The sequence below is a fragment of the uncultured Methanobrevibacter sp. genome, assembly GCF_902774605.1.
GTDB lineage: Archaea > Methanobacteriota > Methanobacteria > Methanobacteriales > Methanobacteriaceae > Methanocatella.
In genome coordinates this window covers 1-8749 of record NZ_CACYJE010000070.1, presented here as the reverse complement: position 1 = coordinate 8749, position 8749 = coordinate 1, and the positions used below count along the sequence as shown (strand labels likewise).

Below are 8749 nucleotides of genomic sequence, written 5' to 3'. Positions count from 1 at the left end.
GTGAATGATTAAAACGGCTGACCTTATCTCATCTGAGTATGCGATGATCGGCTGTGAGATGAATGACATGGTGCCGATGGCAGTCCAACCGTCATTACTGTTTAGTGAACGTTTATGATATCCTCTTTCAGTCTTGTAGTAATCATAATAGTCCTTGACGAAGAATGGCGCATCATCAGGCAATGGATCGACTACTCCTCCACCCATTGCATATTCGCCGTTCTTGTAATCCTCGGTTCTTTGGTTGTTGAGCATGACTTTCATTTCATGTCTTGCATCGGGACTGTCAGCCTCGTCAAAGTATCCCTTGGCGTTGATACGGGTCATGTTGTACATTGTTGAGGTTACTGTAGCCTTGATTCTTGTATCAAGTGAAGCTGCATTCAATGCCATTCCTCCCCATCCGCAGATTCCGAGTATTCCAACCCTTTCAGGGTCGACCTCATCGTTGGTGACTAGAAAGTCCACTGCAGCCTGGAAGTCCTCGGTGTTGATGTCGGGGGATGCCATGTATCGTGGTTTTCCTCCGCTTTCACCAGTGAATGATGGGTCGAATGCAATTGTTAAAAAACCGTTTTCAGCAAGTTTTTGAGCATATAATCCTGAGGACTGTTCCTTTACCGCTCCGAACGGTCCGCACACTGCAATTGCAGGCAATTTATCATCGCCATCCAACGGCTTGTAGAGGTCTGCCGCAAGGGTGATGCCGTAACGGTTGATGAAGGTTACCTTTTCATGGTGCACTTTGTCTGATTTTGGGAATACCTTGTCCCATTCATCAGTTAAAACTAGTTTTTCTGTTTCCATAATTATCACTGATATGAATTATAGAAAAAATAGTATATATAATTGTTGTATCAATCAACAAAAAAATAGTGAAAAATAAAATTAGGTTTAGAATTTTAAACCTAATTCGTAAGCTTCTTTCAACTTGTCCTCTTGCTCTTCGGCCACTATTCCTGCAGGGCCAGCGGATCCCGCATCCACATGTCCAAGTACTTCATAGCCCATGAAAGTGAATGGTGAGAACTTGGTCAGTTCAATGTATTCCTTATAGGTTCCTTCAGGCTGGTTTTCAGTGAATATCAATGCAGCCTTACCTGATAGGCTCTTGTCAGGGTTTTGGCCGATTGCATAGAAACGGTCGATGATGAGTTTTCCCTGTGCGGTCATTTGACCATAGTAGATTGGTGTTGCAAAGATTACGCCGTCAGCTTCCACCAAAGCGTCGATTATTTCGTTACCGTCATCCCCACGAACGCATTCAGGGTGCTCGGCACAGTACATGCATGCCTTACATGCTGCTATTTCCTTGTCTTCAAGGTAGTATTTGACTACTTCTCCGCCTTTTTCCTCGATTCCCTTAATCATTTCATCCATCAGTACATCACAGTTTCCGCCTTTGCGCGGGCTTGCTTGAAGTGCTATAATTTTCATTTTAATTCTACTCTCCGATTATTTGGTAATTAATAATATATACATTAAACATTATATAAATTATTGTAATAATTTTTTTCAAAATGGTGTTTTATGGTCAAACTATCAGTCATTATCCCAATATACAATGGTGAGAAATACTTGAGGGAATGCCTCGACAGCGTATGCAACCAGACATTGGATGACATTGAAATCATCTGCATCAACGACGGTTCAACCGACAGCTCACCCGAAATACTAAATGAATATTCTCAAGCGGATGAAAGGATAATCATAATCAATCAGGAAAACCGTGGCCCTGCAGCAAGCAGGAACAATGGATTGGACATCGCCAAAGGAGAGTATATTGCTTTCCTGGATGCCGATGACATGTATATTGACCATGAAGGATTGGATGTGATGTATGAATCTGCAGTCCGGAACGGTTGTGAGGTCGTATCGGCCAATCTCAAGTTCATAACATCCAAACGCAGGATAATCCATAATCCACACTATGACAAGGGCACATTCCATTACTTCGATGAGGATTGTGAAATAACACCTGACGAGTACGGAATACCATTCTATTTCTATAAAAACATTTATAAACGGGAATTGATAAGGGACATTCGTTTTCCCGAATTGTCAAGAGGCGAAGACCCCATTTTCCTATCCGAAGTATTGGGCAGAGTCAAAAGCGTTCATGGCGTCGGGGTTGACTTTTACGGGTATATGGTTCCCTCAACATTCGACAAGCTCGATTCATATGCGAAGAAACATGATTATGTCAGCCACTATAGGAAATGCTTCGACTTGCTTAAGGCCTCACAGTTGACAATGACCCTGGAAAAGTACGTCAATAACCTGATGATGTACCTTAAGGGCAATGCAAGCGGTGAATTGTATGAAATCGTTTCAGAAGTGTTCCATGATGACATGGGTTACTTTAAGGGTTATGAAAGTCAATTCGATGAATTCAGGATAACAAGCCTTTTGATGAATGTTTTAGATACAAACACCAATGAACGATTCCTTGAAGTTAAAAATGAACTGAGTGACGATGTTTTTAATGAGGAGCTGGAAATCCTTAAAAGGTCGAATGACCTGAGTGAATATAAAGTTAAATATTTCAAATACAGATTGGATTCAGGAAAAAAGAGGTATGGTGAATTGGTTAAGGAGAATGAAGAGTTGAAAAATGATTTGGAAAAAGAGAAACGCTTCAATGAGGAAGTGTTGAATTCAAGATCATGGAAGCTTATGAACAGGATAAGGAAAATGAGGGGCTGATAAAGTGGCTGAAATAACCGTTGTCATACCTGTCTATAATCAGGAGAAGTATCTGAAGGATTGTCTGGACAATATAATAAACCAGAGCTTCACTGACATTGAGATAATCTGCATCAACGACGGTTCAACCGACGCTTCCCCAGAAATGCTGGAGGAGTATGCCTTAAAAGATGAAAGAATCCGGATAATCAACCAGGAAAATCAAGGATTGGCTCGAACCAGAAACAGAGGGATTGAAGAGGCACATGGAAAATACGTTTATTTCATGGACAGTGACGATTATCTTGAACTGACCGCACTGGAACAGTTACATGCCCTCAGCATGCAATATGATCCTGATTTCATAATGTTCAAGCTCTACAATTTCAACGAGGAAACACATGAGCCGATTATTGATGATTACTACACCATGCCATATTTAAGAAAGCGCGTTGGCCGGAATTTATTCAATTATGATGACGTTGAGGATTTTGCCCTGAAACTGGCCGTCAATGCACCTGGCAATTTTTATAAGAGGAGTTTCATTGAAGACATTCGCTTTCCTGAAGGTTTGCTTTTTGAGGACAATGTATTTTTCACAAGGGCATTGTTTAAGGCGGATAAGATTCTTTTTTATGATGAATTCCTCTACCACAGGCGTGTTAGGGAAAACTCACTGTCCCAGTCACTGTCCCTTGACACCATCGAGATAACCAACATCCTGCTTGACCTGTGCGAGGAATACGGTCACACTCGTCACAAGAGGGAATTGTATTACCGCATATTCAATAACATATATAATGTTTTTGACAATGCTCCAGAGGAGTATAAGGAGGATGTCTTTCAAAAAATCAAAGAGGAATACCGAAAGTACAGTGCCAAATGGCTGGAGGATGATTTCTTCAACAATAAACTGAATCCAAGATACATGAACATGTTTCACTCAGCATTAAGATCCGACAATCATGTGGAATTCGCTTTAAGGGTTGAGTCATACGACATGGACGACAAGATTAGGAAGCTGGAAAGGGAGAATGGGAAACTTATTGGAAAGATTAATAAGTTGAAAAGGGAAAATAATAATATCAAATCCACAAAGGGTTATAGAATTTTTAAAAAGTAGGGTCAATATGAAATTATCCAAATCAAAAATTAACACTTATCTCAAATGTCCGCAGGAGTTCAAATACCAGTATATCGACGAGATTGAAAGTGAGCCCAACAAGTATATGGCATTGGGTTCAGATGTTCATCTGATAGCTGAAAAGTTTGCCGACAGGTTCGGTGATGAATTGGATGGAGTGGACATTGAAAACGAATTGTACAGGATTGCTCATGAATTGGGTCTTAATTATGATTTAACCAATCATATTGATGGATTGGCGAAGTTCTTTACGGAAGTCTTTGTTGATAATGATTATAAACTGTACAGTCAGGAGGAGTACCTGCTTGATGAGAATCATCGCTTTTCAGGAATCTGCGACATTATCCTGGAGGATGAGAATGGTAATCTGGTGGTCATTGACTACAAGACCGGAAACAGCAGTTCCTTTTCCAAGTACCGCCTGGAGCTGTGCTATTATAAGCTGCTTGTTGAGAACGTTTATGAAAGGACTGTTTCCAGCGTGGGAGTGTTTTTCACCAAGAATGGTAGGTTGAGGTTGCTTGACGTGTGTGATGAGGACAATAAGCGCAAGTTCCTGCATTCCCGTGAGATTGATGAGGCCATTGATACTTTTTATTTTGTTAGAAGCGAGGTTAATAAGGGCAATTTTTATCCTAAGCCTCAGTTCCTCTGCAGGTTCTGCACATATAAGCATATCTGTGATGCCTACTGATTGCCCCGTCACCAGTCAAATGAAATCAACCATCATTTAAATTGATTTTGCACTCGAACATTAATGAGTCATGGTGATTGGAAGCGATTATTTTAATCATGAATTCATTTTGCTTTAATTTTTAAATGAATCAAGTGAAGTTCGATTGCATCAGATAGACTTGCCAGCATAATTTTTCATTTTTCAGCGGTTATTGTCATCCATTCAAGGAACTTGTCTGAAAATGAGGCATGATCATAATCGTCTTTTATTCTTTTGACTTCACCGTTGGCCTTGATTATCTCCTCACGGTTTTTGGCATCCCTCAGATAGACTGTGATATTGGAATAGTCATTTGCCTTTAAAAATCCGGTCAGCTCATCGTCGCTGTAGACTTCCATGTCTATCAGTTTCTTTGATATTTTCATTGGGATGTTGTCTGATCCGTTGGATTCCATCCCCATCATGAATGTTCCGCCGGTTTTCAGGACCCTTTTCACTTCGCCGAATGATTTTTCAATGTTCGGCCAGAAGTAGACTGTTTCAAATGCGGTTATGATGTCAAAGGTATTGTCTTCAAAGGGCAGTGACTGCACATCGCCTTCAAGCACTTCAACCTTGCCCTGTCCAATCAAGTCCCTGTTCACTTCTCTTGAAAGCTTTACGCTTTCGATGCTGTAGTCCACGCCATAGACCTTCTTGGCTTTTTCGGCCATTCGGTTGATGTTTATTCCGCCTCCGCAGCCAACATCAAGCACAATGTCATCGGGTTTGATGTCCAGGTGCTTCAGGTTCCATAATGCCAATGGAGTGTGTTCCTTGTTCATTGATTTGAGCTGGATGTTTCCGAGCTTTCCTTTTGGTTTTCTCATGTTGCTGAATATTCCCATGCTTTTAGCCTCAAGTACTTTTTAGTAATAGTTTGGCAAAAAGAGTATAAATATTTTTAGGTATACCTAAATTTTAAAAATTCTTAAAAAAAATGATGAAGTTTTAGGAGGACACCTCCTCAACTTCATCGAAATCCACCTTCTCACCAAGTATCCTAAGACCAACAAACATCACGACGACGCCTAATGGGATACAGATATACCAAGGCACGCCTAATCCTGCTGGGATGTAACCGAGGAATACTGCCACCACCGCTACGAAGATAGCATAGTAGATTTGTGTTTGAACGTGGTCAATATGGTTACAGCTTGTTCCCATGGATGAGAGGATGGTTGTATCTGAAATTGGTGAACAGTGGTCACCGAAAATAGCCCCGGTCAATACTCCACTGGTACAGACGATAGTGAAGTTCATGTCACCGGAACTTACAGCCCATGCAAGAGGAATAGCCAATGGCATCAATATACTCATTGTACCGTAAGCTGTACCTGTTGCAAATGAGATTAAAGCACCTAAAATGAAGATTAAAGCAGGCACAATCCATGCCGGAATGGTGCTGCTTAAAACACCAACCAAATAATCAGCTGTTCCGACTTCACCGATAACCCCACCGAGGGACCATGCGAGAAGCAAGATTACACCGGTGATAACGATGGTTTTCATACCGCCAATCCATTCGGAGATAGCATCCTCAATTGTTAGGATGTGCTGACCGACAGCCATCACGATAGCAACGATTGAAGCTAGTAATGCTGCCTGGAACAATGCAACGGAAGCGTCGGATTGAGACAATGCCTCGAATATACCGTTGAATGATAATGGGGAAGTTTTCATTAAAGTGATTAATGCTTGGTCTTCACCGCCCAGGATGGTAGTGTATCCGCTCCAGTAGAATGCAATCAATGCACCGATAATCAATGTACCGATAGGTATGATAGCGTTCCATATGGATAGCTTGATTCCTTCAACAGGTTTTACTTCATCGAAACCTGGTGCTTCAGGAACAACAATTTCTTCATCTTCTTTTCTAGCACGTGCCGCTTGTTCTGCCTTTTTCATTGGACCAAATTCGTATAATGTCAATGCGGAGATTACAATGAATATTAAGATGAATATATTGTAGAATCTGTATGGAATAGTCTGAAGGAATATTCCGAATCCAGTGACATTGTTCACGCCCACTGATTGGAAACCGGCAGCGATTAAACTGATTTCTAAACCGATCCAAGTGGATATGATTGCAATTCCCGCTACAGGAGCTGCAGTTGCATCCACTACAAATGCTAATTTTTCTCTAGATACTTTAAGTTTGTCCATTACAGGCCTCATGATAGGACCTACAATCAAGGAGTTTGCATAGTCGTCGAAGAATACGCATAATCCTAAAACCCATGTGAATAACTGTGCTTTTCTTGGAGTGTCTGCTCTTTTAGCGAATGCATCCGCAAGAGCTTTTGCCCCACCCATTTTTGTTATCAGCTGGATTACTCCTCCTATAAGCAGACATTGAAGAATAATACCTGCATTCCAAGGGTCAGCCATACAGGAGATGACCTGTGAGCCTAAGTTGAGGAATGCATTGATTGCTGTTGAGATGATGTTTAAGTCATTGCAGCATAGCATGAATTCTCCAACGAATACTCCTACAAACAGTGACAGGACAGTCTCTTTTGTTATAAATGCCAATGCAATTGCAACAAGAGGCGGCAGTAATGTTAAAATACCGAACCTCACTGAATTATCAGCGTTTGCAGGGGTTGAGGATATCCATAATGACAAGACAAAAAGGAGAATAATTGAAACAGCAGTTACTAATCCTAATTTCATATTGTCATTCATTTATTATCACACCATTTTCCTATACATTTATTAAAATAATACATTATTTTAAACTACTAAGTTAATCAGACAATTAACTCAATATGTACATATTTATATTGTAAATAATAGTATAAAAACATTCTAATTTAAATTTCATAAGAAAATATTGAATATTATTCAAAATTGATTTTAAAAAAATGTTATTACTATAAATTTGCCAGTTATAAATTTCAATATACTTTTAAAAAAAGAAAAAATAATTAAAAATTAATCATTACAAATCATGATTAATCTCATCGATTATTTCAGAAATATATTCATCATCATCAAATTGTTTAAGGTAATTCAAACAGATGTCAATCGGTTTTAAATTGGGATAATGTTCATAATAGTAACTTTCAAAATCACTGTAATCCACAATGTCCATATGATACCTCTGCCAGAAATGCAACGGATGGGAATTCAAAAACTCATGACCCTCTCCAGTTATCATGTCCTGCTTGAAATAATTGTTCTCCTCTAAAAATGACTTCAAAACACTCCAATCAACATTATAGTTATTTTCAATTGTGAAAATGGAATATTCCAAATCGATTTTCTCATCAATCAGGCTCAGGAACTTGAAGGCCACAAAACGAATGTCCTCGCTGAAAGCAGAAGCCCCGGGAGTTATTGATTTAAAAAGATTCTCCTCAAAATCCTCTGGATTGAAGCCCAGATTAACGCCGCAGAAATGACAGTACCTGTCATGGTCGTCAATGGGCATTCCGCAATACGGACAAGTCATGTCATGAGAGGTTATGCTTGGTTCAGTGTTGTCTCCAAAAAGATAAGCCAGCCGTATGAGAAGCGATTCGTTCAGTATCATTCCAGCCTCATACTCCTCCCTGATTTGCTGCCTGATGGCCAAGGCCCTTTCATAGGTCACATGAGCATCATCAATCAAGGACTCGATATATGGAGACAAGTTCTCATCATCACCTATGACTTCCTCAAGAGTGTAGTTCTTGATTGGAAGAGTGTCTTCGAGCTTTAAAACTGCATTCATAAGCTCCACATCATTATCCCTGAACAGGTCAGTGACATATTTGAAATAATCATCATCCACACTGATTTCAGCATCATAGTTGATCACATCATAATTGAGAGGTGAGCTATAGGCCACATGAGACTTTTCCAAATCAAGGATATGGATGCAGCGGGAGATGCCCAGGTCATAGAAATGGGTTGACAATTCATCATTATTGTACTCAGCATTAGACAATACGTGATTGCCGGGGATGACGAACTCTATTGCGCTTGCAACAAGGCCATCAGTGACCCTTGATGCAAATCCATACTTCACCAGCAGTTCCACAACCAGCCTGGTGGGTTCCATTATGCTTGGCTTGTTGTGATCCTCCATTGTCTTTACAAGCAGCGGGGGTCCTCCGTAAGCATAAGCTGCATTAAGACGCTGAGGTCCGATATCCGGGATCTCAACCCATGTATCACGCAGGAATGAAGTCATTACGACCTTTTTGGTCTTCTTGTTG

The 8749-nt window shown here is 40.3% G+C and carries 8 protein-coding genes; 3 read left to right on the top strand and 5 right to left on the bottom strand.

Going from position 1 to position 8749, the window contains the following annotated elements; translation table 11 throughout:
• Both QZU77_RS09920 and QZU77_RS09915 read right to left on the bottom strand, forming a co-directional pair.
• A partial coding sequence (locus QZU77_RS09920) for an alpha/beta hydrolase (RefSeq protein WP_295603653.1) occupies positions 1–807 on the bottom strand: 807 nt, incomplete at its 3' end.
• An 87-nt stretch (positions 808–894) separates the two neighbouring features.
• The gene (locus QZU77_RS09915) at positions 895–1437 is read right to left on the bottom strand and encodes a flavodoxin family protein (protein ID WP_295603651.1); all 543 of its coding nucleotides are present in this window, start codon (positions 1435–1437) and stop codon (positions 895–897) included.
• 93 nt (positions 1438–1530) lie between these two features.
• On the opposite strand from QZU77_RS09915, the gene QZU77_RS09910 reads away from it, so the two are divergent.
• From QZU77_RS09910 to QZU77_RS09900, 3 genes are read left to right on the top strand one after another with little or no spacing between them, the layout of a single operon-like run.
• Complete coding sequence (locus tag QZU77_RS09910; protein WP_295603649.1) at positions 1531–2706, top strand: glycosyltransferase family 2 protein; 1176 nt, start codon at positions 1531–1533, stop codon at positions 2704–2706.
• Positions 2707–2710: 4 nt separating this feature from the next.
• A complete protein-coding gene (locus QZU77_RS09905) occupies positions 2711–3808 on the top strand; it encodes a glycosyltransferase family 2 protein (protein ID WP_295603647.1) in 1098 nt (365 codons plus the stop codon).
• Positions 3809–3815: 7 nt separating this feature from the next.
• Positions 3816–4523 (top strand): PD-(D/E)XK nuclease family protein, encoded by a 708-nt coding sequence (locus tag QZU77_RS09900; RefSeq protein WP_295603645.1) that lies wholly within the window; start codon positions 3816–3818, stop codon positions 4521–4523.
• Positions 4524–4699: 176 nt separating this feature from the next.
• Here QZU77_RS09900 and QZU77_RS09895 read toward each other — a convergent pair whose 3' ends face one another.
• From QZU77_RS09895 to QZU77_RS09885, 3 genes are all read right to left on the bottom strand, one after another.
• On the bottom strand, positions 4700–5392 hold the full coding sequence (locus QZU77_RS09895; protein WP_295603643.1) for a class I SAM-dependent methyltransferase: 693 nt from the start codon (positions 5390–5392) through the stop codon (positions 4700–4702).
• Between the two features lie 103 nt (positions 5393–5495).
• A complete protein-coding gene (locus QZU77_RS09890; protein WP_295603641.1) occupies positions 5496–7232 on the bottom strand; it encodes a Na+/H+ antiporter NhaC family protein in 1737 nt (578 codons plus the stop codon).
• Between the two features lie 256 nt (positions 7233–7488).
• A partial coding sequence (locus tag QZU77_RS09885; RefSeq protein WP_295603639.1) for an LCP family protein occupies positions 7489–8749 on the bottom strand: 1261 nt, incomplete at its 5' end.

Bases quoted from the DNA above. Each gene is read 5' to 3' on its own strand.
- QZU77_RS09915 (WP_295603651.1), bottom strand. From the start codon at position 1,437: ATGAAAATTATAGCACTTCAAGCAAGCCCGCGCAAAGGCGGAAACTGT.
- QZU77_RS09910 (WP_295603649.1), top strand. From the start codon at position 1,531: ATGGTCAAACTATCAGTCATTATCCCAATATACAATGGTGAGAAATAC.
- QZU77_RS09900 (WP_295603645.1), top strand. From the start codon at position 3,816: ATGAAATTATCCAAATCAAAAATTAACACTTATCTCAAATGTCCGCAG.
- QZU77_RS09895 (WP_295603643.1), bottom strand. From the start codon at position 5,392: ATGGGAATATTCAGCAACATGAGAAAACCAAAAGGAAAGCTCGGAAAC.
- QZU77_RS09890 (WP_295603641.1), bottom strand. From the start codon at position 7,232: ATGAATGACAATATGAAATTAGGATTAGTAACTGCTGTTTCAATTATT.